Source organism: Roseovarius tolerans, assembly GCF_900109855.1.
Taxonomy (GTDB): domain Bacteria; phylum Pseudomonadota; class Alphaproteobacteria; order Rhodobacterales; family Rhodobacteraceae; genus Roseovarius; species Roseovarius tolerans.
In genome coordinates this window covers 125,773-152,644 of record NZ_FOBO01000009.1, presented here as the reverse complement: position 1 = coordinate 152,644, position 26,872 = coordinate 125,773, and the positions used below count along the sequence as shown (strand labels likewise).

21 protein-coding genes and 1 tRNA gene are annotated in these 26,872 nt (G+C 64.2%); 18 read left to right on the top strand and 4 right to left on the bottom strand.

The annotated features are described in order from the left end of the window. From BMX04_RS10830 to rpoC, 14 genes are all read left to right on the top strand, one after another. Positions 1-861, top strand: an 861-nt coding sequence (locus tag BMX04_RS10830) for an elongation factor Tu (protein ID WP_074786360.1), incomplete at its 5' end; no start/stop codon positions are given. Between the two features lie 139 nt (positions 862-1,000). After that, a complete protein-coding gene (locus BMX04_RS19820) occupies positions 1,001-1,117 on the top strand; it encodes an MAPEG family protein (protein WP_338049890.1) in 117 nt (38 codons plus the stop codon). 316 nt (positions 1,118-1,433) lie between these two features. Next, positions 1,434-2,288 (top strand): HTD2 family dehydratase, encoded by an 855-nt coding sequence (locus BMX04_RS10825; protein ID WP_074786350.1) that lies wholly within the window; start codon positions 1,434-1,436, stop codon positions 2,286-2,288. Then, positions 2,285-3,523 carry a CoA transferase gene (locus BMX04_RS10820; protein ID WP_074786348.1) on the top strand — a complete coding sequence of 413 codons (1,239 nt, stop codon included), beginning with the start codon at positions 2,285-2,287 and terminating at the stop codon, positions 3,521-3,523. Before BMX04_RS10825 ends, BMX04_RS10820 begins: the two co-directional genes overlap by 4 nt. A 131-nt stretch (positions 3,524-3,654) precedes the next feature. Next, positions 3,655-3,730, top strand: a tRNA-Trp gene (locus tag BMX04_RS10815). A 297-nt stretch (positions 3,731-4,027) separates the two neighbouring features. After that, the gene (locus tag BMX04_RS10810) at positions 4,028-4,636 is read left to right on the top strand and encodes a hypothetical protein (protein WP_074786346.1); all 609 of its coding nucleotides are present in this window, start codon (positions 4,028-4,030) and stop codon (positions 4,634-4,636) included. Between the two features lie 89 nt (positions 4,637-4,725). Next, positions 4,726-4,923, top strand: a complete 198-nt coding sequence (gene secE / locus BMX04_RS10805) for a preprotein translocase subunit SecE (RefSeq protein ID WP_050663731.1) — start codon at positions 4,726-4,728, stop codon at positions 4,921-4,923. A 190-nt stretch (positions 4,924-5,113) separates the two neighbouring features. Continuing rightward, a complete protein-coding gene (gene nusG / locus BMX04_RS10800; RefSeq protein ID WP_050663730.1) occupies positions 5,114-5,647 on the top strand; it encodes a transcription termination/antitermination protein NusG in 534 nt (177 codons plus the stop codon). 108 nt (positions 5,648-5,755) lie between these two features. Then, positions 5,756-6,181, top strand: coding sequence for a 50S ribosomal protein L11 (gene rplK / locus BMX04_RS10795; RefSeq protein ID WP_050663729.1), 426 nt, complete (start codon positions 5,756-5,758; stop codon positions 6,179-6,181). Between the two features lies 1 nt (position 6,182). Next, complete coding sequence (gene rplA, locus BMX04_RS10790) at positions 6,183-6,881, top strand: 50S ribosomal protein L1 (protein WP_050663728.1); 699 nt, start codon at positions 6,183-6,185, stop codon at positions 6,879-6,881. Positions 6,882-7,136: 255 nt separating this feature from the next. Next, positions 7,137-7,655, top strand: a complete 519-nt coding sequence (rplJ, locus tag BMX04_RS10785; protein ID WP_050663727.1) for a 50S ribosomal protein L10 — start codon at positions 7,137-7,139, stop codon at positions 7,653-7,655. A 74-nt stretch (positions 7,656-7,729) separates the two neighbouring features. Further along, positions 7,730-8,107 carry a 50S ribosomal protein L7/L12 gene (gene rplL / locus BMX04_RS10780; RefSeq protein ID WP_050663726.1) on the top strand — a complete coding sequence of 126 codons (378 nt, stop codon included), beginning with the start codon at positions 7,730-7,732 and terminating at the stop codon, positions 8,105-8,107. Positions 8,108-8,347: 240 nt separating this feature from the next. Beyond that, the gene (gene rpoB / locus BMX04_RS10775) at positions 8,348-12,484 is read left to right on the top strand and encodes a DNA-directed RNA polymerase subunit beta (RefSeq protein WP_074786343.1); all 4,137 of its coding nucleotides are present in this window, start codon (positions 8,348-8,350) and stop codon (positions 12,482-12,484) included. Positions 12,485-12,582: 98 nt separating this feature from the next. Beyond that, entirely contained in the window at positions 12,583-16,830 is a 4,248-nt protein-coding gene (rpoC, locus tag BMX04_RS10770) for a DNA-directed RNA polymerase subunit beta' (RefSeq protein WP_074786340.1), read from the top strand. 444 nt (positions 16,831-17,274) lie between these two features. Here rpoC and BMX04_RS10765 read toward each other — a convergent pair whose 3' ends face one another. From BMX04_RS10765 to BMX04_RS10750, 4 genes are all read right to left on the bottom strand, one after another. After that, positions 17,275-19,302: a dipeptide ABC transporter ATP-binding protein gene (locus tag BMX04_RS10765; protein WP_074786338.1), complete on the bottom strand. Its 2,028-nt coding sequence runs from the start codon at positions 19,300-19,302 to the stop codon at positions 17,275-17,277. Between the two features lies 1 nt (position 19,303). Then, positions 19,304-20,182: an ABC transporter permease gene (locus tag BMX04_RS10760; protein WP_074786335.1), complete on the bottom strand. Its 879-nt coding sequence runs from the start codon at positions 20,180-20,182 to the stop codon at positions 19,304-19,306. Then, positions 20,179-21,138, bottom strand: a complete 960-nt coding sequence (locus BMX04_RS10755; protein ID WP_074786333.1) for an ABC transporter permease — start codon at positions 21,136-21,138, stop codon at positions 20,179-20,181. The genes BMX04_RS10760 and BMX04_RS10755 overlap by 4 nt, the downstream gene beginning before the upstream one ends. A 544-nt stretch (positions 21,139-21,682) precedes the next feature. Further along, on the bottom strand, positions 21,683-22,432 hold the full coding sequence (locus BMX04_RS10750; protein WP_074786331.1) for a WecB/TagA/CpsF family glycosyltransferase: 750 nt from the start codon (positions 22,430-22,432) through the stop codon (positions 21,683-21,685). Between the two features lie 190 nt (positions 22,433-22,622). On the opposite strand from BMX04_RS10750, the gene BMX04_RS10745 reads away from it, so the two are divergent. From BMX04_RS10745 to BMX04_RS10730, 4 genes are read left to right on the top strand one after another with little or no spacing between them, the layout of a single operon-like run. After that, positions 22,623-23,786, top strand: coding sequence for a Gfo/Idh/MocA family protein (locus BMX04_RS10745; protein WP_074786329.1), 1,164 nt, complete (start codon positions 22,623-22,625; stop codon positions 23,784-23,786). Next, a complete protein-coding gene (locus BMX04_RS10740; protein WP_074786327.1) occupies positions 23,777-24,673 on the top strand; it encodes an NAD-dependent epimerase/dehydratase family protein in 897 nt (298 codons plus the stop codon). Before BMX04_RS10745 ends, BMX04_RS10740 begins: the two co-directional genes overlap by 10 nt. Further along, positions 24,670-25,911, top strand: a complete 1,242-nt coding sequence (locus BMX04_RS10735) for a glycosyltransferase family 4 protein (protein ID WP_074786325.1) — start codon at positions 24,670-24,672, stop codon at positions 25,909-25,911. The genes BMX04_RS10740 and BMX04_RS10735 overlap by 4 nt, the downstream gene beginning before the upstream one ends. Continuing rightward, positions 25,908-26,864 (top strand): glycosyltransferase family 2 protein, encoded by a 957-nt coding sequence (locus BMX04_RS10730; RefSeq protein ID WP_074786323.1) that lies wholly within the window; start codon positions 25,908-25,910, stop codon positions 26,862-26,864. Before BMX04_RS10735 ends, BMX04_RS10730 begins: the two co-directional genes overlap by 4 nt. Positions 26,865-26,872 lie beyond the last annotated feature (8 nt).

Genomic DNA, 26,872 nt, shown 5'->3' with positions numbered 1-26,872 from the left:
GGCCCGATGCCGCAAACCCGCGAGCACATCCTGCTGGGTCGCCAGGTCGGCATTCCGTTCATGGTCGTCTACATGAACAAGGTCGATCAGGTCGATGACGAGGAGCTGCTGGAGCTGGTGGAGATGGAGATCCGCGAACTGCTGACCTCTTACGACTATCCCGGCGACGACATTCCGATCGTCAAGGGTTCGGCGCTGGCGGCGATGAACGGCACCGATCCGGAGATCGGCGAGAACTCGATCAAGGCGCTGATGGTGGCTGTGGACGAGTATATCCCGACGCCGGCGCGCGCCGTGGACCTGCCCTTCCTGATGCCGATCGAGGACGTGTTCTCGATTTCCGGCCGTGGCACGGTTGTGACCGGTCGGGTCGAGCGTGGCGTCGTGAACGTCGGTGACGAGCTCGAGATCGTCGGCATCAAGGACACCCGCAAGACGACCTGCACCGGTGTCGAGATGTTCCGCAAGCTGCTGGATCGTGGCGAGGCGGGCGACAATATCGGCGCGCTGCTGCGCGGTATCGACCGTGAGGGCGTGGAGCGTGGCCAGGTGCTGTGCAAGCCCGGTTCGGTCAAGCCGCACACCAAGTTCGAGGCCGAGGCCTATATCCTGACCAAGGAAGAGGGTGGCCGTCACACGCCGTTCTTCGCCAACTACCGCCCGCAGTTCTACTTCCGCACCACGGATGTGACCGGCACGGTGAACCTGCCCGAGGGCACGGAGATGGTGATGCCCGGCGACAACCTCAAGTTCGAGGTCGAGCTGATCGCCCCGATCGCCATGGAAGACGGCCTGCGCTTCGCCATCCGCGAAGGCGGCCGCACCGTCGGCGCAGGCGTCGTCGCGAAGATCATCGAGTGATCTTTCGGTCAGAGTGATTGTAAGGGGCGTCCTTCGGGGCGCCCTTTTCTTTTTGTGGTGGGGCCGTGAGCGCGGATGTTCTATCAAGACAGCCCGCGCAGCCAGTCTTCGCTCCCGTCGTCGAGGCGCGCAGGTCTTCGTGCTGAGCCGGGTTATCTATATTGCGGTCTATGTCGCGGGCGTGGCGATGGTGCGTTCGGTGGTGTTCATGGCCGGGTTCATCGGGCTGGTGATCATGGCGCTGGCGCTATTTTGAGGCAGATAACACTCACGGACCTGCCTTGGATCGGGGCCGTCCCTTGCGGGGCGGTCCCGGCTGTTTTCGGGCTTTGGCCGCTGGAATGGGGCAATCTGCGGCGCCGCGCAACGGCGGCGATCACGGCATGCACGGACCTGCGACGGTGGCACGGTGCGGCCTGTGGAGCGCGAATTCGTGATGTATTTCAATGCGCGGGGCGGTGTTCTGCGCCTGCATAAACGGCTCTGCATGCGACGGTATTCTGATAACATATTGAATTATTGACTTTTTTCCAATCTTCGGCAGGCTTTGCGCAAAGGGAAGAGACCGGGATATGGACACACTCAACATCGCAGCCTGGGCGGGGCGCAGTCAGGTGAGGGAGGGCGGCATCACCGCTGCATTGGCGGCGCAATTGCACGCCACGCTGGGCGTAACCGGACAGCCTGCGCCGGGGCAGGGCGAGGACATGCCCGCGCTCTGGCACTGGTGTGGCTTCAACCCGACCGCGCCGCTTGCCGAACTGGCGCGGGACGGGCATCCGGTGCTGGGCGATTTCCTGCCGCCGGTGCGCCTGTCGCGGCGCATGTGGGCGAGCGGACAGCTCAGGCTGGGCGCGCCGCTGCGGGTGGGTGAGGCGCTGCGCCAACGCTCGCATCTGGCCAAGATCGAGGAAAAGCAGGGCCGCGCCGGACCGATGGTTCTGGTGACGGTGGAGCATCAGGTCTTTGGCGAGCGCGGGCTGGCGATCGAGGAGGTGCAGAACATCGTCTACCTCGATATCCCCGAGGCATTCTCACCCCCTGCGAAACAACCGATGCCGGAGGCCGCCGCTCTCCACGAGGTGCGCCCGCTGAGCGAGGCGCTCTTGTTTCGCTACTCGGCGCTGACCTTCAACGCGCATCGCATTCATTACGACCTGCCCTATGCGCAGGAGGTCGAGCATTATCCCGGCCTTGTCGTGCATGGGCCGTTGCAGGCGACGTGGCTGATGCAGGCGGCGTGCCGTGTGCGGGGGCGCAGGCCTGCGTTCTTTGATTTTCGGGCGGTGCATCCGATGCTGTTGACCGACAGCCGCGAGGCCGAGATCATGGCGGTCGAGGAGGAAGGCGGCGCGCTGCGATTGATGAGCGGGCAGGAGGGCCATCAATGCATGCAGGCGACGGCGATATGGGAGGAGACGCTATGAGCGGAATACTCAAGGGAATGCGCGTGGTCGAGGGGTCGGCCTTTGTCGCGGTGCCGCTGGCGGGGATGACGCTGGCGCAGATGGGGGCCGAGGTTATTCGCTTTGATCGGATCGGAGGCGGGCTCGATGCCGGGCGCTGGCCGCTGGCACCTTCGGGCCAGAGCCTTTTCTGGGCCGGGCTCAACAAGGGCAAGAAATCCATCGCCGTGGACATGCGCCGGCCTGAGGGGCGGGAGCTTGTCACGCGGATCGTCACCGCCCCGGGCGAGGATGCGGGGATGTTCCTGACCAATCTGCGGGTGCGTGGCTGGATGGATTACGAGACGCTGAGCAAATTTCGTGACGACCTGATCATGGTCACGCTGATGGGTGACCGGCAGGGCCGCCCGCAGGTGGATTACACGGTAAATCCGGCGCTTGGCGTGCCCGCGATGACCGGCCCGGTGGGCTGGCCGGAACCGGTGGCGCATGCGCTGCCCGCCTGGGATCTGGTGGCCGGGCAATTGGTGGTGTCGTCGCTGTTGGCCGCCGAGCGCGACCGGCTGCGGCGCGGGTTCGGTCAGGAGGTGGAACTGTCGCTCAAGGATGTGGCGGCGGCGGTGATGGGTCATCTGGGCCTGATCGGCGATGCGGTGGTCAATGACAGCGACCGGCCGAAATCCGGCAACGCGCTCTATGGCGCTTACGGTCAGGATTTCGTCTGCGCCTGCGGACGGCGGGTGATGGTCATCGGCCTGACCAACCGGCAATGGCGCGGGCTGGTCAAGGCGACCGGCACCGAGGCGGCGATGACGGATCTGACTGAGCGCACGGGGCGCGATCTGAATGACGAAGGTGTGCGCTGGGAGTTGCGCCGCGAGATCACCGCGATCTTGCGCCCGTGGTTCGCGAGCCGCGAGGTGAGTGAGTTCGCGGAGGATTTCGACGCGGCGGGGCTGACATGGTCGGTGTTTCGCACCATGCGCGAGGCGCTGTCTGAGGACGCCGATCTGAGCGCTGCGAACCCGATGTTCCAGACGCTTGATCAGCCGGGGCTGGGTGAATTTCCGGTGCCCGGGCATCCGGCGGTCTTTTCCGGGCATGGCCGCAGCGCGCCGCGCGCGGCCCCGGTTCTGGGGGCCGATACCGAGGCGGTGCTGGGCGACGTTGTGGGGCTTGATGATACCGAGATCGCGCAGCTTTTCGACAGCGGCGTGGTGCAGAGCCCGCGTTTCAAGGCGCGTCCGGCAGCGTGATTCCGCGCGAGGTCAGGGGCAGGTCAGGACAGGGCGCGTGGCGCATCTGCCGGGCGTTCCGCCCGACCTGCGATTAGTGTCTGGCACCCGCTTGACGCCCGTGTCGAAAATCAATAACACCGCCGCAGTCTAGGGGTATAGCTCAGCTGGTAGAGCGACGGTCTCCAAAACCGTAGGTCGCGGGTTCGAACCCTGCTGCCCCTGCCATTTTCCAGATCGCTGCATGTTCGCTCCTGGTGGCAAACGCCACGCGAGTCGGGCGCGTCTTGATGAGGCCTTGAGCGTTCTGATCTTCCCGCCATGGTTGAGCGGCGCGCGCCCAAATCGCAAAATGCGCGCAAAATATAGCTTAAATGTGGTGAAAATCGGAATTGCCCCGTTTTCGCCGCAGGCTCGCCACGATCTCGCCACATTTGCGCCCCACCGTCACCATTAATCGACGCATGCCGCCCGGATTCGGGCCGTCGATCCGCGTGGGGGCGTGGAAAGAAGAGTTTTATTGCCATGGAATACGATTTACGTCGGGCCGGGGGCTCCGACTTGTATCCGCCACATCCTGATCGGGAATTCGAGGGGCGTCCGCCGCCCGACGCGGCATCGACCGATATTGCGGTGCAGAATGCCATAGCGACGATCAAATCGATCATGAACGAGGATCGTCGCCGCGCCAATATCGATACGTTGCCCGATCTTGCGCCACAGGTGGCGCTGCAGTCGGTTCAGCCACATGCCAAGAAAAAACCTCAGAAAGCCAAGGCCGCGCCCAAGACGCGCGCTGGCCTCTGGTCGCGGCTTCGGGCGTTTCGTCCGGAGCCGCGACATGCGACCTGGGCGCTGGTCTTCGCGGCGGTTCTGATCTGGCCGAGAGCGGTTCTGATCGTGGGCTTCGCGCTGTTCTGCCTTGCGCTTATCGGCGTTGCCATCTTCGGACCGGAACGGATGACCGGTCTGCGCGACCGGCTGCGCGGCGGCGCGGAGATCGCCCTTCCGCAAATCGGCATCGGGCGGCTGCGCGATATCGTGGCGCGGCTGCGCGCCGCGCGTGAGGTGGAGCCGGACCCGTTCGAGGGGCGGCCTGACCCGTTCGAGCGCATCGCGCGCGATCCGCACTAGTCGGTCAAGGGGCGGCCATCGGCCCTTGAATTCGCCGGACAGCGGGCGTATGTCGGCGCGCAGTAGCGAAATCATGGAAGACAGCGCAGATGGCACGCACGAACCCGCTTCAGTTCATTCAGCAGGTCCGCTCGGAAGTGGCCAAGGTGGTTTGGCCCACCCGCCGCGAGGTGCTGTTGACCACGGTCATGGTGTTTATCATGGCCACGCTGACCGCGATCTTCTTTGCGCTGGTCGATCTGGGTATCCGCAGTGGATTGCAGGGCGTGCTGGGCCTGTTTGGCTGAGCGGCTTATTAATTCGTTGCCGGGCCTTGAATTCGTGAACGATCAAAGGTAGTTGACGCAACACTTCTGGACATGGCGCGCGGCGATTCGGGTTGCGCGCCGCTTTTCGTTTCAGAGCGTGCGGGTGCAACCGCTTGGAAGAATACGAAAATCCGGCCCGGGCCGGTAAGAACAAAGGCATAGGGCGACGATGGCAAAGCGGTGGTACTCGGTCAGTGTTCTCTCGAATTTCGAGAAGAAGATCGCCGAGCAGATCAGACAATCCGTCACCGACAACAGTCTCGAGGACGAGATTGACGAGGTGCTGGTTCCCACCGAAGAGGTGATCGAGATCCGCCGTGGCAAGAAGGTGACTGCCGAACGTCGCTTCATGCCCGGCTATGTGCTGGTGCATATGGAGATGTCGGATCGCGGCTATCACCTGATCAACTCGATCAATCGCGTCACCGGCTTTCTGGGTCCGCAGGGCCGTCCGATGCCGATGCGCGATGCCGAAGTGCAGTCGATTCTCGGTCGCGTGCAGGAGGGCGAGGAAAGCCCGCGCACGCTCATCCACTTCGAGGTGGGCGAGAAGGTCAAGGTCAATGACGGCCCGTTCGAGGATTTCGACGGCATGGTCGAGTATGTCGACGAGGACAACCAGCGCCTGAAGGTGTCGGTGTCGATCTTTGGCCGGGAAACCCCGGTCGAACTGGAATTCACACAGGTCACCAAACAGGCCTGATGATGTGAGCCGTGGGAGACGAGGTGGCCGCGGCCATCGGACCGGACCACACAACAAGAGAACCGAAGGGGCGCGCCCCGACGGTGTTGGACCAAAAGGAGAGGCCACATGGCCAAGAAACTCGTAGGGACGCTCAAGCTGCAGGTGAAAGCCGGGCAAGCCAACCCCAGCCCGCCCGTCGGCCCCGCATTGGGCCAGCGCGGCATCAACATCATGGAATTCTGCAAGGCGTTCAACGCCAAGACCGCGGACATGGAGCCGGGTGCCCCGTGCCCGACCGTGATTTCCTATTATCAGGACAAGTCCTTTGACATGGTGATCAAGACGCCGCCGGCGTCCTATTACCTCAAGAAGGCCGCCAAGCTGCAATCCGGCTCCAAGACACCGGGCCGCGCCTCTGCCGGTACCGTGAGCACCAAGCAGGTGCGCGAGATCGCCGAAGCGAAGTGGCAGGACCTGAACGCGAACGACGTCGAAGCCGCGATGAAGATCATCCTCGGCTCCGCGCGTTCCATGGGCATCGAGGTGAAGTAAGATGGCAAAGCTTGGAAAACGGACCCGCGCCCTGCGTGAAGCAGCGACTGGCAAAGACAACCTGACTGTCGAGGACGCGGTCGCCCTGATCAAGGGCAACGCGACCGCGAAATTCGACGAAACGGTCGAAATCTCGATGAACCTTGGCGTTGATCCGCGTCACGCAGACCAGATGGTGCGCGGCGTCGTCGGCCTGCCCAACGGCACCGGCAAGACCGTGCGCGTCGCCGTCTTCGCTCGTGGTGCCAAGGCTGAAGAGGCCGAGGCCGCTGGTGCGGATATCGTCGGCGCAGAGGACCTGATGGAGACCGTGCAGGGCGGCAAGATCGAATTTGATCGCTGCATCGCCACGCCCGACATGATGCCTGTCGTGGGCCGGTTGGGCAAGGTGCTGGGCCCGCGCAACCTGATGCCGAACCCCAAGGTGGGTACGGTGACGATGGACGTGGCGCAGGCGGTCAAGGATGCCAAGGGCGGCCAGGTGCAGTTCAAGGCCGAGAAGGCCGGTGTCGTGCATGCCGGTGTCGGCAAGGCGTCATTTGATGCCGAAAAGCTGGCCGAGAATGTCCGCGCGTTTGTCTCTGCCGTGCAGAAGGCGAAACCGGCAGGCGCCAAGGGCACCTATGTCAAGAAGATCAGCCTGACCTCGACGATGGGTGCAGGCGTGTCGATCGACGTCAGCAGCGCCGCTGTCGAATAAGAATTTGCATCCGGGGTTTCGACCCCGGGGCGAATGGCAGGGCCACAATCGGCCCTGTCCTGTCCGAGACGGAGGGTTCATCGCAGTCGCGGTGAATAATTCCTTCCTGAGATGGGGAACGAGATGAGATTTCCAGCCTGGGCATTTGCCCTCGGGTGATCTTGGCCTCGGGACCCTGAGATTGGACCCGAACGCCGCCTTGCAAGGGGTGGCACAACTGAGCCGGGGGGAAACCCCCAAATTTGGAGTGAAACTGTGGATAGAGCCCAGAAAGAGAAAGTGGTCGAGGAACTCGGCCAGATCTTCGAAAGCTCTGGCGTCGTAGTGGTTGCCCACTACACGGGTCTTACAGTTGCCGAAATGCAGGATCTGCGTGCCCGCGCCCGTGCGGCAGAGGCATCGGTTCGTGTTGCAAAGAACAGGCTCGCCAAGATCGCCCTTGAGGGCAAGCCGTGCGCAAGCATTGCAGACTACCTCTCGGGTATGACCGTACTCACCTTCTCCGAAGACCCTGTGGCAGCAGCCAAGGTCGCGGAGGGCTTTGCCAAGGACAACAAGAAGTTTGAAATCCTTGGTGGGGCAATGGGCGAGACGGCACTGGACCGTGCCGGTGTTGAAGCTACGTCGAAACTGCCGTCGCGCGATGAACTCATCGCGACGATTGCAGGCATGATCGGCGCACCCGCTTCGAACATCGCGGGGGCCATTGGCGCACCTGCTTCGAACATCGCGAGCATCCTTTCGACCATCGAAGAGAAGGCCGAAGCCGCGTAAGGCATACTGTAACATTCGCGTAGGGTTTACTTCCCGACGTTGGAACACATCTAGAGAACGGAAAGAGCTGAAAAATGGCTGATCTGAAAAAACTGGCTGAAGAGATCGTTGGTCTGACGCTTCTCGAAGCACAAGAACTGAAAACCATCCTGAAAGACGAGTACGGCATCGAGCCCGCAGCCGGTGGCGCGGTCATGATGGCGGGTCCTGCTGGCGACGCCGGCGAGGCTGCTGAAGAGCAGACCGAATTCGACGTGATCCTGAAATCCGCAGGCGCATCGAAGATCAACGTGATCAAGGAAGTTCGCGCGATCACCGGTCTGGGCCTGAAAGAAGCCAAGGACCTCGTCGAGGCCGGTGGCAAGGCCGTAAAGGAGCAGGTCTCCAAGGACGAAGCCGACGAGATCAAGGGCAAGCTGGAAGCAGCTGGCGCCGAAGTCGAACTCAAGTAATTTGCGCCGGGGTTTCCCGGAGCGAATTTGAAGGCTGGGCCCGGGAATCCGGGCTCGGCCAAACCTGTCTCAGAGAGGCCCTGCGCGGTTCGGGGCTTTTCTAAGGCGAGGTTTAAAGGATCGGGAGGCCGTCATTGGGACGATGGCCGGGAATTGATCGAACCAAGCCCTCTCGGATGGCCGCGGCGCTGAGCCCCGACAGCGCGCGCGACCGGTGAGAAATGAAAGGTGACATCGACCATGGCTCAATCCTACCTTGGCCAGAAACGTTTGCGCAAATATTACGGCAAGATCCGCGAAGTGCTGGAGATGCCGAACCTCATCGAGGTTCAGAAATCCTCGTATGACCTGTTCCTGAAATCCGGCGACGAGCCCCAGCCGCTTGACGGCGAGGGGATCAAGGGCGTGTTCCAATCCGTCTTTCCGATCAAGGATTTCAACGAGACCAGCGTGCTGGAATTCGTCAGCTACGATCTGGAAAAGCCGAAATACGACGTTGAGGAGTGCATGCAGCGTGACATGACCTACAGCGCCCCGCTGAAGGTCAAGCTGCGCCTGATCGTGTTCGATGTCGACGAGGATACCGGCGCGAAGTCGGTGAAGGATATCAAGGAACAGGACGTGTTCATGGGGGATATGCCCCTGATGACGCATAACGGCACCTTCGTGGTCAATGGCACCGAGCGCGTGGTCGTGTCCCAGATGCACCGCTCTCCGGGCGTGTTCTTCGACCACGACAAGGGCAAGACCCATTCGTCGGGCAAGCTGCTGTTCACCTGCCGCATCATTCCCTATCGCGGCTCCTGGCTCGATTTCGAATTCGACGCCAAGGACATCGTGTTCGCCCGCATCGACCGCCGCCGCAAGCTGCCGGTGACGACGTTGCTCTATGCGCTCGGCCTCGATCAGGAAGGCATCATGAATGCCTATTATGACACGGTCGATTTCAAGCTGAAGAAGAAAAAGGGCTGGGTCACCAAGTTCTTCCCCGAGCGGGTGCGGGGCACCCGTCCGACCTATGACCTGATTGACGCCAAGACCGGCGAAGTGATCTTTGAAGCAAGCAAGAAGATCACGCCGCGTGCGGTTAAGCAACTGATCGACGACGGCAAGGTCACCGAGCTTCTGGTGCCGTTCGAGCATATCGTCGGCAAGTTCGTGGCGCGCGACATCATCGACGAGGAAACCGGCGCGATCCATGTCGAGGCGGGCGATGAGCTGACGCTGGAATACGACAAGGCTGGCGAGATCACCGGCGGCACCTTGCAGGCGCTGCTCGACGCAGGGATCACCGACATTCCGGTGCTTGATATCGACGGGATCAACGTGGGCCCCTATATCCGCAACACCATGGCGGCGGACAAGAACATGAACCGCGAGACCGCGCTCATGGATATCTACCGCGTCATGCGCCCCGGCGAGCCGCCCACCGAAGAGGCTTCGGCGGCGCTGTTCGAGACGCTGTTCTTCGATGCGGAGCGCTATGACCTCTCGGCTGTTGGCCGGGTCAAGATGAACATGCGCCTCAATCTCGAAAAGCCCGACACGCAGCGCACGCTCGACCGCGAGGACATCGTGGCCTGCGTCAAGGCGCTGGTTGAGTTGCGCGACGGCAAGGGCGATATCGACGACATCGACCACCTCGGCAACCGCCGGGTGCGCTCGGTCGGCGAGCTGATGGAAAATCAGTATCGCGTCGGTCTGCTGCGGATGGAGCGCGCGATCAAGGAGCGAATGTCATCGGTCGAGATCGACACGGTGATGCCGCAGGACCTGATCAACGCCAAGCCTGCTGCCGCCGCCGTGCGCGAATTCTTCGGCTCCAGCCAGCTGTCGCAGTTCATGGACCAGACCAACCCGCTTTCGGAAGTGACGCACAAGCGTCGTCTTTCGGCGCTCGGGCCGGGCGGTCTGACCCGCGAGCGTGCGGGCTTTGAGGTGCGCGACGTGCATCCCACGCACTATGGCCGGATGTGCCCGATCGAGACGCCGGAAGGCCCGAATATCGGCCTGATCAACTCGCTCGCGACCTTTGCGCGGGTGAACAAGTACGGCTTTATCGAAACCCCCTACCGCAAGGTCGTGGACGGGCAGGTCACCGACGAAGTGCAATACATGTCCGCCACCGAGGAAATGCGCCACACCGTGGCGCAGGCCAACGCCAATCTCGATGACGCGGGCAAGTTCGTCAACGATCTGGTGTCGACCCGTCAGTCGGGCGAATACATGCTGGCCCCGCGCGAGCATGTGGACCTGATCGACGTCAGCCCCAAGCAGCTGGTCTCGGTCGCCGCCTCGCTCATTCCGTTCCTGGAAAACGACGACGCCAACCGTGCCCTCATGGGGTCGAACATGCAGCGTCAGGCGGTGCCGACATTGCGCGCCGAGGCGCCGCTGGTGGGCACCGGGATCGAGGGCGTTGTCGCCCGCGACTCCGGCGCTGCGATCATGGCCAAACGCGCTGGTGTGATCGACCAGGTCGATGCACAGCGGATCGTGGTGCGCGCCACCGCCGATCTCGAAATCGGCGATCCGGGCGTGGATATCTACCGCATGCGCAAGTTCCAGCGCTCGAACCAGAACAGCTGCATCAACCAGCAGCCGCTGGTCAAGGTGGGCGATACTGTCCAGAAGGGCGAGGTCATCGCCGATGGCCCCTGCACCGATATGGGCGAACTGGCGCTTGGCAAGAACGTGATCACGGCCTTCATGCCGTGGAACGGCTACAACTACGAGGACTCGATCCTGATCTCGGAGCGGATCGTGCGCGATGACGTCTTTACCTCGATCCATATCGAGGAATTCGAGGTCGCCGCCCGCGATACCAAGCTGGGGCCGGAAGAGATCACCCGTGACATCCCCAACGTCGGTGAAGAGGCGCTGCGCAACCTCGACGAGGCGGGCATCGTCTATATCGGGGCCGATGTGGAGCCGGGCGATATCCTTGTGGGCAAGATCACCCCGAAGGGCGAAAGCCCGATGACGCCGGAGGAAAAACTTCTCCGCGCGATCTTTGGCGAAAAGGCGAGCGACGTGCGCGACACGTCCCTGCGCGTCAAGCCGGGTGATTTCGGCACGGTGGTCGAGGTGCGTGTGTTCAACCGCCACGGTGTGGAGAAGGACGAGCGCGCGCTGCAGATCGAGCGTGAAGAGGTCGAGCGTCTGGCACGGGACCGTGACGACGAGTTGGCGATTCTCGACCGCAACATCTATGCGCGTCTCAAATCGCTGATCCTCGGCAAGGTCGCGGTCAAGGGGCCCAAGGGCGTCAAGGCCAACTCGGACATCACCGAAGAGTTGCTGAGCACCCTGACCAAGGGTCAGTGGTGGCAGCTTGCCCTCAAGGACGAGGCTGACGCCAAGATTGTCGAGGCGCTGCACGAGCAATACGAGGCGCAAAAGCGCACGCTCGATGCCCGTTTCGAGGACAAGGTCGAGAAGGTCCGCCGCGGCGACGACCTGCCGCCGGGTGTGATGAAGATGGTCAAGGTCTTCATCGCCGTGAAGCGCAAGCTTCAGCCGGGCGACAAGATGGCCGGGCGTCACGGCAACAAGGGTGTGATCTCCAAGGTGATCCCGATCGAGGACATGCCGTTCCTTGCGGACGGCACCCCGGTCGATCTGTGCCTCAACCCGCTGGGTGTGCCGTCACGGATGAACGTGGGCCAGATCCTCGAAACCCACATGGGCTGGGCTGCGCGCGGTCTGGGTCTCAAGATCGACGAGGCGCTGCAAGAATATCGCCGGTCCGGTGATCTGACCCCGGTCCGCGAGGCGATGCGCATCGCCTATGGCGACGATGTCTACGAAGAGGGCATCGAAGGCATGGACGAGCAGACGCTGATCGAATCCGCGGGCACCGTCACCAACGGCGTGCCGATTGCCACCCCGGTCTTTGACGGCGCGAAAGAGGGCGACGTGAACGACGCACTCACACGTGCGGGCTTTGATCAGAGCGGTCAGTCGGTGCTGTTCGACGGGCGCACGGGCGAGCAGTTCTCGCGTCCCGTGACCGTGGGCATCAAGTACCTGCTGAAACTGCACCACCTGGTGGATGACAAGATCCACGCGCGCTCGACCGGGCCTTACAGCCTCGTCACGCAGCAGCCCTTGGGCGGCAAGGCGCAGTTCGGTGGTCAGCGCTTTGGTGAGATGGAGGTCTGGGCGCTCGAAGCCTATGGCGCCGCCTACACCTTGCAGGAGATGTTGACGGTCAAGTCGGACGACGTGGCGGGCCGGACCAAGGTCTATGAGAGCATCGTAAAAGGCGAGGACAATTTCGAGGCCGGTATTCCGGAATCGTTCAACGTGCTCGTCAAGGAAGTGCGCGGCCTCGGCCTCAACATGGAACTCCTGGATGCGGAGGAGGATGAGTAAGCGCAACGCGCCGGACGCTTTCAAAGGGTCCGGTCCGTTTTCTTTGCAAGAAAACGGCGTTGCCCCTCACCTCACCGCCAGCCTCTAAGGATTTGAAAATGAACCAGGAACTCACAAACAACCCGTTCAACCCCGTGGCCCCTGCCAAGGTGTTCGACGAAATCAAGGTCTCTCTGGCCAGCCCCGAGCGGATTCTGTCGTGGTCCTACGGCGAGATCAAGAAGCCCGAGACCATCAACTACCGCACGTTCAAGCCCGAGCGTGACGGTCTGTTCTGTGCGCGCATCTTTGGCCCGATCAAGGATTACGAATGCCTCTGCGGCAAGTACAAGCGCATGAAATATCGCGGCGTTGTCTGCGAGAAATGCGGCGTTGAAGTCACGCTGCAAAAGGTCCGGCGCGAGCGTATGGGCCATATCGAACTGGCCGCACCCTGCGCGCATATCTGGTTCCTGAAATCGTTGCCCTCGCGCATCGGTCTAATGCTGGACATGACGCTGCGCGATCTGGAGCGGGTGCTCTATTTCGAGAATTACGTGGTGATCGAGCCCGGTCTCACTGATCTGACCTATGGCCAGATGCTGAGCGAGGAAGAGTTCATGGACGCGCAGGACGCGTATGGCATGGACGCCTTCACCGCCAATATCGGCGCCGAGGCGATCCGCGAGATGCTGGCCAATATCGACCTCGAGAACGAGGCCGAAACCCTGCGCGCCGATCTCAAGGAAGCCACCGGCGAGCTGAAGCCCAAGAAGATCATCAAGCGCCTCAAGGTGGTTGAATCCTTCCTCGAATCCGGCAACCGCCCGGAATGGATGGTGATGACGGTGCTGCCGGTCATCCCGCCCGAACTGCGCCCGCTGGTGCCGCTGGATGGTGGCCGTTTCGCGACGTCGGATCTCAACGATCTCTATCGCCGGGTGATCAACCGCAACAACCGTCTCAAGCGCCTGATCGAGCTGCGTGCGCCCGACATCATCGTGCGCAACGAAAAGCGGATGCTGCAGGAATCGGTCGATGCTCTGTTTGACAACGGTCGTCGCGGCCGGGTCATCACCGGTGCCAACAAGCGCCCGCTCAAGTCGCTGTCGGACATGCTCAAGGGCAAGCAGGGCCGCTTCCGCCAGAACCTTCTGGGCAAGCGGGTCGATTTCTCGGGCCGCTCGGTCATCGTGACGGGCCCGGAACTGAAACTGCATCAGTGTGGCCTGCCCAAAAAGATGGCCTTGGAACTGTTCAAGCCGTTCATCTATTCGCGGCTGGAGGCCAAGGGCCTGAGCAGCACCGTCAAACAGGCCAAGAAGCTGGTCGAGAAAGAGCGCCCCGAGGTGTGGGATATCCTCGATGAGGTGATCCGCGAGCACCCTGTCATGCTCAACCGTGCGCCGACGCTGCACCGTCTGGGCATTCAGGCCTTCGAGCCCACACTGATCGAAGGCAAGGCGATCCAGCTTCACCCGCTGGTCTGTGCCGCCTTCAACGCCGATTTTGACGGCGACCAGATGGCTGTGCACGTGCCGCTCTCGCTGGAAGCCCAGCTTGAGGCGCGGGTGCTGATGATGTCGACCAACAACGTCCTCAGCCCTGCCAACGGCGCACCGATCATCGTGCCGTCGCAGGACATGATTCTTGGTCTCTACTATGTCACGCTGATGCGCGAAGGCATGCAGGGCGAGGGCATGATCTTCTCGTCGCTCGACGAGGTTCAGCACGCGCTCGACGCGGGTGAAGTGCATCTGCACGCGCGGATTACCGTGCGCGTGCCGCAGATCGACGAGCATGGCGACGAGGTCATGGTGCGGGTGGAAACCACGCCGGGCCGCGCGCGGCTTGGGGCGCTGCTGCCGCAGAACGCCAAGGCTCCGTTCCATCTCGTGAACCGTCTGCTGCGCAAGAAAGAGGTGCAGCAGGTGATCGACACCGTCTACCGTTACTGCGGTCAGAAGGAATCGGTCATCTTCTGCGACCAGATCATGACCATGGGCTTCCGCGAGGCGTTCAAGGCCGGGATTTCCTTCGGCAAGGACGACATGGTGATCCCCGATGGCAAGTGGACCATCGTCGAGGAGACCCGCACGAACGTCAAAGGCTTCGAGCAGCAATACATGGACGGCCTGATCACCCAGGGTGAGAAATACAACAAGGTCGTCGATGCCTGGTCGAAGTGTAACGACGAGGTCACCGAGGCGATGATGGGCTCGATCTCTGCCGAGCGTCGCGACGAGGCCGGTGCCGTGATGGAGCCGAACTCGGTCTACATGATGGCGCACTCCGGTGCCCGTGGCTCGGTCACGCAGATGAAACAGCTGGGCGGGATGCGCGGCCTGATGGCCAAGCCGAACGGCGACATCATCGAGACGCCGATCATCTCGAACTTCAAGGAAGGTCTGACCGTTCTTGAATACTTCAACTCGACGCACGGTGCCCGTAAAGGCCTGTCGGACACGGCTCTGAAAACCGCGAACTCGGGATACCTCACGCGGCGTCTGGTGGACGTGGCTCAGGACTGCATCGTGCGCGAGCACGACTGCGGCACTGAGCGTGCGGTCACCGTCGAGGCGGCGGTGAATGACGGTGAGATCGTGGCCTCACTGGCCGAGCGTTGCCTTGGCCGCGTGGTGGCCGAGGATATCGTCGATCCGCTGAGCGACCGGGTGCTGGCCTCCAAGGGCGATCTCATCGACGAGCGCATGGCCGATTCGCTGGAAGAGGCCGCGGTGCAGACGGTGCGCCTGCGCTCGCCGCTGACCTGTGAGGCCGAGGATGGGGTCTGCGCGATGTGCTATGGCCGTGACCTTGCACGCGGCACGATGGTCAATATCGGCGAGGCTGTCGGCATCATCGCCGCGCAGTCGATCGGCGAGCCGGGCACGCAGCTGACGATGCGGACGTTCCACATCGGCGGCGTGGCACAGGGTGGCCAGCAGTCCTTCCTCGAGGCAAGCCAGGCAGGGGTGATCGAATATGAGCAGCCCCAGACGCTGGAGAACTCGAGCGGCGAGATGCTGGTCATGGGCCGGAACATGAAGATCCGGATCCTTGGCGACAAGGGTGTCGAACTGGCGAGCCACAAGGTGGGCTACGGCACCAAGCTTTTCGTCAAGGAAGGCGACAAGGTCGTGCGCGGTCAGAAGCTGTTCGAATGGGACCCCTACACCCTGCCGATCCTGGCTGAGAAATCCGGTATGGCGAAATTCGTCGATCTCACCTCGGGCGTCTCTGTCCGCGACGTGACCGACGAGGCCACTGGCATGACCCAGAAGATCGTGACCGACTGGCGCGCCGCGCCGCGTGGCAACGAGCTCAAGCCCGAAATCTTCATCGTGGGCGAGGATGGCGAGCCGATGCGCAACGATGCGGGCAACCCGGTGATCTATCCGATGTCCGTCGATGCGATCCTGTCGGTTGAAGAAGGCCAGCAGGTTCAGGCGGGTGACGTGGTCGCGCGCATTCCGCGCGAGGGTGGCAAGACCAAGGACATCACCGGCGGTCTGCCGCGTGTGGCCGAACTCTTCGAGGCGCGCCGCCCCAAGGATCACGCGATCATCGCGGAAATCGACGGCTACGTTCGCTATGGGCGCGACTACAAGAACAAGCGCCGCATTTCGATCGAGCCTGCCGATGACAGCCTGGAGCCCGTCGAATACATGGTGCCCAAGGGCAAGCACATTCCCGTTCAGGAAGGTGATTTTGTCCAGAAGGGTGACTACATCATGGACGGCAACCCCGCGCCGCATGACATCCTCGGCATCATGGGCGTCGAGGCGCTGGCCAATTACATGATCGACGAGGTGCAGGAGGTCTACCGTCTGCAAGGCGTGAAGATCAACGACAAGCACATCGAGGTCATTGTGCGCCAGATGCTCCAGAAATGGGAGATCCAGGACTCGGGCGATACCACGCTGCTCAAGGGTGAGCATGTCGACAAGATCGAGTTCGACGAGGCCAATGCCAAGGCAGAGGCCAAGGGCGGGCGTCCCGCCAAGGGCGAGCCGATCCTGCTGGGCATCACCAAGGCATCGTTGCAGACCCGGTCGTTCATCTCGGCGGCGTCGTTCCAGGAGACCACCCGCGTGCTGACCGAAGCCTCGGTGCAGGGCAAGCGCGACAAGCTGGTGGGCCTCAAGGAAAACGTCATCGTGGGTCGCCTGATCCCGGCGGGTACGGGCCGTGCCACGCAGGAAATGCGCCGCATTGCGCAGTCGCGTGACAATGTCGTCATCGAGGCGCGTCAGGAAGAGGCCGCTGCAGCGGCGGCACTGGCCGCTCCGGTGGTGGACGACGATGTGGTCGGTGGCGACGAGTTCGACAATTTCGTCGAAACGCCGGAGAGCCGCGACGATTGATCGTCTGGTGACGGAAACGCAGGAAAAAGCCCGGCCAAATGGCCGGGCTTTTTTATGTGGGTGGCGGTCGAGCGGAACGATCGATGCCGTAGCGGCACAATCCGCCGAGCCATGTCAGGACTGAGCCCTGTTTGTGCATAGGCAGCGGGTTTGGACGTCGGGGATGGGTGGCCTAGAGCGGACCTTGGCGGTTTCAGAGATGAGCCGCGCGGTGCCCGCCCGAGGGGGCGGTCGGGCGCTGCGCGGCGGTGCCTACGGCACCTTGATTCCGCGCATTGGGGCTGAACTTCAGCGGCAGTACCAAGCCATTCGCGGATGTGAGCCGGGGCCGCTCTCTCGCGTCATAGGAGCTGGCATTTGAAATGCATCCAGACGGACGGTTCTTCCGAGAGGCCGCTTTCACCCGATGAAAGCGGATCGAAATCGTCACAAGATTTCGTCGGGTCAGCCTGTCTGTTTAGCGCGCAATTCTGCCAGGGGGATGTGGCAGCGGATGACATGGCCGTCGCCCGCCTGCTGAGCGGGGGGCGTGTCGGTGTCGCAGATCGTCCCGCATTTCACCGGGCACCGCCGCTGGAACGGGCAGCCATGCGCGGGGGGTGCCAGTTCCGTCACATCATCAGCCATCAGACGCGGCGCGTGATCGGGGTCGGGCGTCAGCACGGCGTTGAGCAGCACCGACGTGTAGGGATGTGACGGGCTGCCATAGACCACCGCCGCCGGGCCGAATTCGCAGATCCGCCCCTGATAGAGCACCGCCACGCGGTCCGACAGCGCCCGCACCACCGTCAGGTCATGGCTGACAAAGACGAAGGCGGTCTTGTGCGCCGCCTTGAGTTCGTTGAGCAGGTCGAGAACGGCGGCCTGCACCGAGACATCGAGCGCCGAGGTAATCTCGTCGCAGAGCACGATCTCGGGCCCGGCGGCAAAGGCACGGGCCACCGCCACGCGCTGTTTCTCGCCGCCCGAGAGCTGACCGGGACGGCGGTCGAGGTAAGGCGCACCAAGCCGCACGGTGTCGAGCAGTTCCACCGTCCGCGCGCGCAGGGCACTATCCGTCAGCCCGAAATAGAGCCGTAGCGGTTGAGCGAGGATTTCGGCCACCGACTGGCGCGGGTTGAGGCTGTCATCGGGGTTCTGGAAAATCATCTGGATGCGACGCAGCTGATCGGGGCGGCGGCTCTCCACGGTCAAAGGCAGGGCGGTGCCGTCCCCAAGCGTGATCTGGCCCGAGGCGGGGGGCAGCAGCCCGGAAATCGCCTTGAGAATGGTCGATTTGCCGCTGCCCGACTCGCCGACCAGGCCGATTGTCTCGCCCTGCCGCAGATGCAGGTCGATGCCGTCCACCGTGGCGGGCGGGCGCGCGGCGCCCCGTAGCCGCTCGAACAGCCCGGGCCGATCATAGCGGATCGACAGCCCCGCCAGATCGAGCGCGCAGGGGCTGTCCTCGGGACAGCCATGCGGCTGCGTGCCCGCCTGATCCCCGGTGATTTCATTCACCCTTTCGGGGTACAGACAGCGGCTCATCTGATCCGCGCCGCCTGCAAGCATCGGCGGGGTGGCGGCGCGGCAGTCCTCGGTGGCCAGCGCGCAGCGCGGTGCGAAGGTACAGCCCTCGCGCGGCTCGCCCGGTCCGGGTGGGCGACCGTCGAGGGCACGTGGCAAGGTTTTCTCGCCCAGCCGTGGGATCGACGCCAGCAGCCCGCGCGCATAGGGATGTGCCGGGTCGTGCAGCACCGCGCGGGTCGGCCCCTCCAGCACTGTCTCTCCGGCATAGAGCACCTGAACCCGGTCGCAGACCCGCGCGATCACGCCCAGATCGTGGCTGACATAGACCATCGCCATGTTGCGGGACTGGGCCAGATCACGCAGCAAGTCGAGGATATGCGCCTGCGTGGTGACATCGAGGCCCGTGGTCGGCTCGTCGAGCAGCAGGGCATCGGGTTCGCCCGCAAGCGCCATGGCAATCGCAACCCGCTGTTGCTGTCCGCCCGACAGCTCGTGCGGGTAGCGGCGCAGGATCGACTCGGGGTCGGGCAGGCGCACCTGTGCCAGCAGGTCGCGCGCGCGGGTCGCATGTTCGCCCTCGGGCAGGGCGCAATGCAGGTGCAGCGCCTCGCGGATCTGCGTGCCGATGCGCATCGTGGGGGTCAGCGCCTGACCGGAATTCTGCGGGATCAGCCCCAGTTGACCGCCCCTGATCCGGGCCAGCTCCGCCGGGCGGCGCGCGAACATCTCGGCCCCGTCATAGATCACGTCGCCCGATATCTTTTGCAGCCCATGCTTGAGATAGCCCATGGCCGCAAGCGCCAGCGTGCTCTTGCCCGATCCGCTTTCGCCGACGATGCCGATGCTCTCGCCCCGGCAGACCGTCAGATCGACCTCGTGCAGCACCGGAAGCATCGCGCCCGCGCGCCCGCGAAACCCCACGCAGAGCTTGCGAATGTCGATGAGGGGCGGCGGGCCTGCCATGTCAGATCACCGCCTTGCGGCTGTGGTCGAGCCCGAGCGTCTTGGCCAGCGCATCGGCGCTGAGATTGATCCCGATGATCAGGGTCGACAGGGCGATGACCGGCGCGATCACCCCCAAGGGCGCCAGCGACATGTAGACCCGCGCATCCGAGATCATCAGCCCCCAGTCGGGTTTGGGGGGCGAGACGCCAAAGCCCAGAAAGGACAGCGCCGAAAACCCCAGCAGCATCCACGACCAGCGCATCGCGCCCTCGACCAGCAATGTATCGGTCACGTTGGGCAACAACTCGCGCCGTACAATGTCGAGCGGGCGGTGCCCGCGTGCCCGCGCCGCCGAAACGAAATCGCGTGCCACCACCTCATGCGCCGCCGCCCGGGCCACGCGGATCACCGGGATGCCGAAGAAAAACGCCAGCGTCGGCATCAGCACCTCGCCGCCGCTGCCGAAGACGGTGATCAGCACCAAGAGCGGCAAAATGCCCGGCAGGGCAAGGAACGCATCGACCAGACGCATCGCGATCTCGTCGCGCCAGCCACCCTTGAGGCCGAGATAGACCCCCAACAGGCCGCCCCAGATCAGCGCGACGGGTGTGGCCGTACCGGTGACCAGAAGCGCCTCGCGCCCGCCCAGCATCACCCGCGTCAGCACGTCGCGCCCGAGATGATCGGTGCCCAGCCAATGCGCAGGCGACGGACCCGCCAGCGTGATCGTGGCATCCATCGCCATGTAGTCGAACGGCACGATCCACGGGCTGAGAACCGCCAGCGCCAGATGAAACGCCACCAGCGTGAGCCCGATCGCGCCCGAGGGCCGCGCCATCATGGCGCGCAGTATCTCCAGAATGCGCAGGCTCCGCGGGGCAGGCGTGGTGGTGCTCATGCGCCCCTCTCTTGATGACTGCGCAGACGCGGGTTGAGCGCGAGGCTGAGGATGTCGGCCACAAGGTTCACCCCCACATAGGTGATCGCCACGATCATCGTGATTGCCTGAACCACCGGCAGATCGCGGTCGGAAATGGCATCGACCAGGAGCCGCCCGAGGCCCGGATAGTTGAACACCACCTCCACCACAACGACCCCGCCCAGGAGCCACGCGACGGTCAGCGCGATCACGTTGATTGCGGGCAGCAGGGCATTGGGCAACGCGTGCCGAAAGACGATGCGCCAGTAGGGCACGCCCTTGAGCGTGGCCATCTGAACGTAGTCGCCCGCCATCACCTCGATCATCGAGGCGCGTACCATGCGCATGACATGGGCGATCATCAGCATGGTCAGAACGGTCGAGGCGAGGATGAACTCGGGGAAGAACTCCAGCGGTGGGGCGTCGGCGGGGGTGAGCACGATGGCAGGCACCCAGCCGAGCCAGATCGCGAAGATCAGGATCAGGATCGTGGCCGCAACGAATTCGGGGATGGTCATGGCAAAGATCGCCCCGGTCGAGAACAGGATGTCCGGCCAGCGGTCACGCCACAAACCGGCGATCACCCCGAGGAAGATGGCAAGCGGTATGCCCACGCCGAGCGCCCCCGCCGCCAGCAGCAGCGAGTTGCGCAGCCGGTAGCCCACCAGTTCGGCGATCCGTTCCTGGCCATTTGCCGACAGCCCGAAATCGCCGGTGAGGATACCGCCAGACCAGTCGAGATAGCGCGTCAGTGCGGGCGTGTTCAGCCCCATCACCTCGCGGCATTTTGCGAGCGCTTCACCATGTGCGTCCCGCTCCAGAATGGCGGTGCAGGCATCCCCCGGCAGCGCCTCGACGCCGAGAAAGATGATCACGGAGACAAGCCAGACCGTGACCAGCCCGAGGGCCAGGCGCCTGATGATCAAGGCCAGCATCTATCCGTGTCTCCCCAGAAACGCGCCGTGAGTGTCCGGGCAAGCCTAGACCAGCCCGCGCGCCTGCGTCGAGAGTTTCCTGCATGTGACGCGGGGACGTGAAAATGCGTGCGCGCACGGGTTCGGCGTCTTTGTGTGGAACGGTTGAAACCTGACACAGCGTCTCGAGTGTTAATGACCGCGCGTTGCGCGGATGGGTTTACTGGCCTGGAGTTTCCGTTGGATCAAAGCACCCGCGCGATACGCGGTCGAAGATCGCCGCGCATCAACGGGCCGCCCCCCGGCACGGCGATTTGGCTGCAAACTGCGCATCGCTGGATGTTTTCCTGATTTGGCAGAGATAAAATTCTTCCGAACAATCGTAGCATCGCCGTACCGCGGCCCGTCGATGCGCGGCTCACGGCAATGGCAGCTTCAGGACATCCCAATCCTCAAGGTTATTCAGACAATCGGTTGCAAAGCCGGGGGCACGGGCCGCCAAACACTGATCTAGGCGATCAAGGGGGCGGGATGCAGATCTTGCTCTTGGCCCAGGTGGCGAAGACTAGGTCCGCATGCGCCACGCGCGCCATGCGAGCCCCGGCAGGATCAGCGCGCAGCGCGTATAGCGCAGGAGCAGGCGGCGCGGATCGCTCAGCATGCGCCAGAGCCATTCCATCGCGATACGCCGCAACCGGAGCGGCGCACGCCGCTGTCGTCCGGCGATGAAATCGAGCCCGGCACCGATGCTGGCAAAGCCCATATGCGGCAGGGCTGCATGGGCACGGGCGGCGAAGATTTCCTGTTTCGGTGCGCCAAGGGCGACAAGGCACAGTCCCGCGCCCGACGTCTCAAGCGCCTTGATCACGTCCGCACCCTGATCGCCGAGTGGCGAAAATCCCATTGGCGGTGCGATCCGCGCGGCGATCTCCAGCCCCGGTACGCGCGCACGCAGACTGTCCTCCGCCCTCTGCAGGGCGGTCTCGGTGCTGCCGACAAGGGCCAGCGGCGTGCCGGTCTCGGCGGCGATACGGGCCAGCGGTTCGATCAGGTCAGAGCCGGTCACCAGTTCCACCGGGGCTCCGGCCAGCCGCGACAGCCACACCACGGGATTGCCATCGGCCACCACGAAGTCATGCCGGGCATAGGCGTCGAGAAACTCCCGGTCGCGCGGCAGTTTCACCAGATGCTCGAGATTGATCGTCGCGAGCGCAAACCCGCGTCTGGTGCGCAGCCGGTCGGACAGGTCGGCCAGCAGCCCCGCGCGGGTGCGCGGCGCGATGTGGAGCGTTCGGTCGTGAATGCGAAAGTCCAAAAGTGGCGTCCCGATAGCTGTCTGACCCGTCTGCTATAGCAGGGCTGGGTTCAGGCTGCGGCGAAATCGCGGGAATTTCAGGATTTTCCCAAGCGTGCCTGTGCCCTTGCTGCATCACTGCTATCTGAAGGCTTGTTATCGGAAGGCAAAGGGCTGAATCTTGACACGATCCTATGGTTAGCGGGGGCGCATGATACAGGGGAACGGGTCAGACCGGGCGGCCCATCAGGCCAAAGGCGGGCGCGTGGCGCTCATCGGCTGCGGATTCGTGGCCGATCTCTACCTGCGCTCCTTTGCCGTGCATCCCGAGGTGACCGTCATCGCGGTGCATGACCGTGATTCGGCGCGTATGGCGGCGTTCGCGGCGCATTGGGGGGTGCAGCCCGCGGACAGCCTTGCGGCCTTGCTCGCCCGGCTCACGCCCGGCGATGTGGTACTGAACCTCACCAATCCCGACGCGCATTACGAGATCAACCGCGCCTGTCTGGAGGCCGGGCATCACGTCTATTGCGAAAAGCCGCTGGCGATGGAAATGACGCAGGCGCAGGCATTGCATGATCTGGCAACGGCGCGCGGGCTGATGCTGGTCTCGGCCCCCTGTTCGGTGCTGGGCGAGGCGGCGCAGGTACTGCTCTCGGCGGTGCGGCGCGGCGTGGCGGGCGTGCCGCGCCTTGTCTATGCGGAACTGGATGACGGGTTCATCCCGCAGGCCCCGTTTGCCAAATGGCAGAGCGAGAGCGGTGCGCCCTGGCCGCATGCGGACGAGTTTGCCGTCGGCTGCACGCTGGAGCATGCGGGCTATTACCTGTCGTGGCTAATCGCGATGTTTGGCCCGGTGGAGCGCGTGGTCGGCGCCTCGGCCGAGGTGCTGCCCGACAAGCCCGGCGCGACCGGCACGCCGGATTTCTCGGTGGCGACGCTTTTTTTTGCGCAGGGCCCTGTGGCGCGGTTGACCTGTTCGATCGCGGCACCGCATGATCACCGCATCCGGGTGATCGGCGACGATGGCGTGTTGCAGGTGAAAGAGGCGTGGAGCAATGCCGCCGCCGTTCGGTTTTATCGGCGGTTCGTCTTGCGGCGGCGCTTGATGGAGCATCCGTTCGGGCGGCGTCTGCGGCCCCGCGCGGCCTCGCATCCCAAGGTCGGCCGTTGGGGGGCGGCGTCGATGAATTTCGCGCTCGGCCCGGTGGAAATGCTGGCGGCTCTGGCCGAGGGGCGGGCCTGTCGGCTGACAAATGCCATGGCGCTGCATCTGACCGAGGTGACACTGGCCATTCAGAACGCAGGCTGCGATGCAGGGGCGCACGTCATGCAAAGCACATGCGAACCGATGGAGGCAGCATCATGGGCCTGACACTGATGATCACCGGGGCGGGCGGCTTTCTGGGCCGCGCGGTCGTGGACGAGGCGAAGGCGCGCGGACATGAGGTGCGCGCGCTGACGCGGGATGATCTCGATCTGACCTCGAGAGAGTTGCCCGCGCTCGATGGCGTGGATTGCGTGATCCATCTTGCCGGGTCGCTCTCGGGCGACGAGGCGGTGCAGGCGCGCGACACCGTTAAGGCGACGCGTGGGGTGATTGAGGCGATGCAGGCGCAGCCCTTACCGCCGCGTCTGGTGCTGGCAAGTTCCATTGCGGTCTACAGTGCCGATGCCAAGGGTGTCGTGACCGAAGCCACGCCGCTGGAAGATCGCCCCGACCGCCGCGACGCCTATGCCCGTGCCAAGCTGGCGCAGGAAGAGATGCTGCGGGGCAGCGGCTTGCGTCACACCATCCTGCGCCCCGGTACGATCCTTGGCCCCGGCCGGGTGACGACCGCGCATCTTGGCCCCGCAATGGGCGGCACGCTGATCCTGCTGGAGCGTGGCGGTGAGGTTCCGGTCGTGTCTCTGGCGGATTGCGCCCGCGCCTTCGTGCGGGCCGCCGAGGCCCCGGGCGAGGGCCGTGCGCTCAACATTCTGGGGCCGGACCGGCCCACGCGGGCGCGCTATGTCGCGGCGCTGCGGCGCACCGGCTGGCCGCGCCACGTGCTGCCGTTCAACTGGCGGCTGGTGATGCCGCTGGCCTGGCTGCTGTCGCCTTTGGGCGACCGCCTGCCGGGGCTGTTGCGTCCCGCCATCCTGCGCGCCCGGATGCGACCCGTCCGCTATGATGTCGCGGCTGCGGAGGCGGCGCTCGGCTGGACACCGCAGGACGACTTCGACAGCGCCTTCGCACGCGCGACCGAGGGCGGGGGATGAGCCCGCGCATCGCCTATTTGACGGGCGAGTATCCGCGCGCGACCGATACGTTCATTCAGCGCGAGGTGGCGGCGTTGCGGGCGCGCGGCCTGACGGTCGAGACCTGTTCGATGCGCCGCACCGGGGCGGAACATCACACCGGCCCCGAGCAGCGGACAGAGGCGGCGGGCACCTTTCACGTGCTGGAGGCGTCTGTCTCGCCCCGCCGCCTGATCGCCGCGCATCTGGCGGCGTGGCGCAGGCCGGGGGCGTGGCTGCGGGCCTTGCTGCTCGCTTGGCGGACGAGCCCCGGCGGGATCAAGCCGACGCTCTATCAACTCATCTATCTCGCCGAGGCCGCCGTGCTGGCGCAGCACCTGCGCGCGCGCGGCCTCACGCATCTGCACAACCATATCGCCAAGTCGAGTTGCACGGTGGCGGTGCTGGCCTCGGAAATGTCGGGCATTCCCTACAGTTTCACCCTGCACGGGCCGGATATCTTCTATGAGCCGTATCGCTGGCGGCTGGATGAAAAGATCGCGCGGGCGCAGTTCGTGGCCTGTATCAGCCATTTCGCCCGCTCGCAGGCGATGGCGTTCTCCGCGCCTGAGCACTGGGCCAAGCTGCATATCGTGCATTGCGGGGTTGACCCTGCGCGCTACGACCGGCCCGCGCCAGAGACCCCCGCGCATCTTCTCTTCGTCGGGCGGCTGGCGGCGGTAAAAGGTGTGCCGGTGCTGCTGGAGGCCCTGCAGGGGCTGATCGGGGATCATCCCGACCTGCGCCTGACGCTGGTCGGCGACGGGCCGGAGCGTGACGGCCTGGAGAGGCTGGCGGCGGGGCTTGGGAATCATGTGGATTTTGTCGGCTACAGGTCACAGGACGAGGTGGCGGCACTGCTGCGAGAGGCGACGGCGCTGGTCCTGCCAAGTTTCGCCGAAGGGCTGCCCGTAGTTCTGATGGAGGCGCTGGCCGCCCGCCTGCCGGTGGTGACGACGCGCATCGCGGGGGTGGCGGAACTGGTCGAGGACGGGAAGAGCGGGCTACTGGTGCCCCCCGGTGATCTGGTGGCGCTGCGCGCGGCGCTGGCGCGGGTGCTGGGTGATCCGGTGATGCGCGCGCGCATGGGCGCGGCCGGGCGCGCGAAGGTGGTCGACGAGTTCGCCTCCGACAGCGAGGCGGCATGGCTCGCCACGCTGTTTGAAGGCTACGCCAACGGCACCCCGCCTAAAACCCTCAGACCGGAGAGCGGGAAATGACCCTCGCCGTGGTGCTGATCGGGCGCAATGAGGGCGCGCGGCTGGAGGCGTCGCTCGCGTCGCTGGAGGGAAGGCGCGTCGTCTATGTCGATAGCGGCTCGACCGATGGCAGCGTTGCGGCGGCGCGGGCGGCGGGCGCAGAGGTCGTGACGCTTGACCCCGCCACGCCGTTTACCGCCGCGCGGGCGCGGCATGAAGGGTTCGAGGCGCTGGGAGAGACGCCGCCCGACGTGGTGCAATTCATCGACGGCGATTGCATGGTGGTGCCGGGCTGGATCGAGGCGGGGCTGGCGGCCTTGCAGGACGATGCGCGCCTTGGATTGGTCACCGGATGGCGGTCTGAAATCGCCCCCGACGCGTCGGTCTACAACGCGCTTTGCGATCACGAATGGCACCGCCCGGCGGGCGATATCACGGCCTGTGGCGGCGACATGATGGTGCGGAGTGCTGCCTATATCGAGGCCGGGGGCTTTGACGCGCAGGTGATCGCCGCCGAGGATGACGAGTTTTGCCAGCGTCTGCGCAAGGCTGGGTGGAGCCTGCGCCGCTTGCCCTTGCCGATGACCCGGCATGATGCCGCGATGACGCGGCTGGGCCAATGGTGGCGGCGCGCGGTGCGCTCGGGGCATGGCTTTGCGCAGGTGGGCGATCTGCATCCCGGCTATTTCGCGCGCGAACGGGCGCGGGTCTGGGTTTACGGTCTGGCTTTGCCGCTTCTGGCGCTGGCGGGGCTGGTCTTCTGGTTGCCGCTGCTGGTGCTGGTTTTCGCGGCCTATCTTCTGTCCTACCTCAAGACGGTGCAGGGCCTGCGCGGCAAGGGCATGACCACCGGCACCGCGCTGCATCACGCGGTGTTCCTGACCCTGTCGAAATGTCCCAACCTGATTGGCATGCTGACCTACGCCTTGCGCAAGCGGCGCGGGGCGGCGATGCGGATCATCGAATACAAGTGAGCGGTTTC

Coding starts and splice junctions, on each gene's coding strand:
- BMX04_RS10735 (WP_074786325.1), top strand. CDS start 24,670: ATGAGCCCGCGCATCGCCTATTTGACGGGCGAGTATCCGCGCGCGACC.
- rplK (WP_050663729.1), top strand. CDS start 5,756: ATGGCCAAGAAACTCGTAGGGACGCTCAAGCTGCAGGTGAAAGCCGGG.
- rpoC (WP_074786340.1), top strand. CDS start 12,583: ATGAACCAGGAACTCACAAACAACCCGTTCAACCCCGTGGCCCCTGCC.
- BMX04_RS10765 (WP_074786338.1), bottom strand. CDS start 19,302: ATGGCAGGCCCGCCGCCCCTCATCGACATTCGCAAGCTCTGCGTGGGG.
- BMX04_RS10755 (WP_074786333.1), bottom strand. CDS start 21,138: ATGCTGGCCTTGATCATCAGGCGCCTGGCCCTCGGGCTGGTCACGGTC.
- rpoB (WP_074786343.1), top strand. CDS start 8,348: ATGGCTCAATCCTACCTTGGCCAGAAACGTTTGCGCAAATATTACGGC.
- BMX04_RS10745 (WP_074786329.1), top strand. CDS start 22,623: ATGATACAGGGGAACGGGTCAGACCGGGCGGCCCATCAGGCCAAAGGC.
- BMX04_RS10740 (WP_074786327.1), top strand. CDS start 23,777: ATGGGCCTGACACTGATGATCACCGGGGCGGGCGGCTTTCTGGGCCGC.
- BMX04_RS10825 (WP_074786350.1), top strand. CDS start 1,434: ATGGACACACTCAACATCGCAGCCTGGGCGGGGCGCAGTCAGGTGAGG.
- BMX04_RS10810 (WP_074786346.1), top strand. CDS start 4,028: ATGGAATACGATTTACGTCGGGCCGGGGGCTCCGACTTGTATCCGCCA.
- rplA (WP_050663728.1), top strand. CDS start 6,183: ATGGCAAAGCTTGGAAAACGGACCCGCGCCCTGCGTGAAGCAGCGACT.
- BMX04_RS10760 (WP_074786335.1), bottom strand. CDS start 20,182: ATGAGCACCACCACGCCTGCCCCGCGGAGCCTGCGCATTCTGGAGATA.
- BMX04_RS10820 (WP_074786348.1), top strand. CDS start 2,285: ATGAGCGGAATACTCAAGGGAATGCGCGTGGTCGAGGGGTCGGCCTTT.
- secE (WP_050663731.1), top strand. CDS start 4,726: ATGGCACGCACGAACCCGCTTCAGTTCATTCAGCAGGTCCGCTCGGAA.
- nusG (WP_050663730.1), top strand. CDS start 5,114: ATGGCAAAGCGGTGGTACTCGGTCAGTGTTCTCTCGAATTTCGAGAAG.
- rplL (WP_050663726.1), top strand. CDS start 7,730: ATGGCTGATCTGAAAAAACTGGCTGAAGAGATCGTTGGTCTGACGCTT.
- BMX04_RS10730 (WP_074786323.1), top strand. CDS start 25,908: ATGACCCTCGCCGTGGTGCTGATCGGGCGCAATGAGGGCGCGCGGCTG.